This is a genomic window from Achromobacter sp. Marseille-Q0513 (assembly GCF_018195695.1).
Classification (GTDB): Bacteria; Pseudomonadota; Gammaproteobacteria; order Burkholderiales; family Burkholderiaceae_B; genus Achromobacter.
In genome coordinates, this window is record NZ_JAGTJY010000373.1 from 1 (window position 1) to 1193 (window position 1193).

Below are 1193 nucleotides of genomic sequence, written 5' to 3' on the forward strand. Positions count from 1 at the left end.
CGCTGAACGCCGCCGTGGAAGCGGCCCGCGCGGGCGAGCAGGGCAAGGGCTTCGCGGTGGTGGCCAGCGAAGTGCGCGCGCTGGCCCAGCGCAGCGGCCAGGCGGCCAAGGAAATCAAGGGCTTGATCGACGACTCGGTGCAGAAGGTCTCGATCGGTTCGGACCAGGTGGAGGCCGCCGGCGCCACCATGCAGGAGATCGTCGCCTCGGTGCGGCGCGTCACCAGCATCATCAATGAAATTTCCAGCGCGTCCGAAGAGCAGTCGCGCGGCATCCAGCAGGTCAACCAGGCCGTCTCGCAGATGGACAGCGTGACCCAGCAGAACGCCGCGCTGGTCGAGCAGGCCGCCGCCTCGGCCGCATCGCTGGAAACGCAATCGCAGCGCCTGCGCGAAGCGGTAGCCGTGTTCAAGCTGCAAACCGGCCGCGTGATCGAGGCCGACAGCCCGGCGTTGGGCCGAGGCGCCGAGCCCGCGCTGCTGGGCGCCTGATCGGGGCCGCCGCTCGCGGCGGGCCGGGCAGGGCGCTTGCGCCGCGACGCCGCCGGCTGGATCGGAGATTCCGGTCCGGCCGGCGGCGTTTCCGTTTTCAGCGTCCACGCATGAATCGGGGACAAAAGATGCCGCCCGCGCCGGGCGGGCATAGAATATCGGTTTGCCCACCCGCACCGCATACCTACAGGATTTCGCGCCATGAACGCACGCATCCCCGACGACGCCCTGCCTCCCACCCTAGACCCCAAGGCGCTGCAGGCCTTCGTGGACGACAAGTGGGACAACGAGATCATTCCCGCGTTGACCGACTACATCGCGGTCCCGGCCAAGAGCCCGGCCTTTGACGCCGACTGGGAAAAGAACGCCTTCATCGAGCGCGTGGTGCGCGACGCGGCGCAGTGGGTCGAGGCGCAGAAGGTCTCCGGCCTGACGCTGGAAGTGGTGCGCCTGCCGGGCCGCACGCCCGTCATTTTCTTCGACGCGCCCGCCACCCGCAGCGACAACGGCGACACCATCCTGCTGTACGGCCACCTGGACAAGCAGCCGGAATTCTCCGGCTGGCGCGCCGGCCTGGGCCCCTGGACCCCCAAGCTCGAGGACGGCAAGCTCTACGGCCGTGGCGGCGCCGACGACGGCTACGCCGTCTACGCCTCGCTGACCGCCATCATGGCGCTGGACAAGCAGGGCGTGCCGCGCCCG

2 protein-coding genes are annotated in these 1193 nt (G+C 69.7%); both read left to right on the top strand.

The window, feature by feature from the left end; translation table 11 throughout:
• Positions 1-491 (top strand): methyl-accepting chemotaxis protein (locus KDH83_RS30720; RefSeq protein ID WP_249205467.1); only part of this gene is annotated, 491 nt, incomplete at its 5' end.
• 201 nt (positions 492-692) lie between these two features.
• Positions 693-1193, top strand: a 501-nt coding sequence (locus tag KDH83_RS30725) for a M20/M25/M40 family metallo-hydrolase (protein ID WP_212322830.1), incomplete at its 3' end; no start/stop codon positions are given.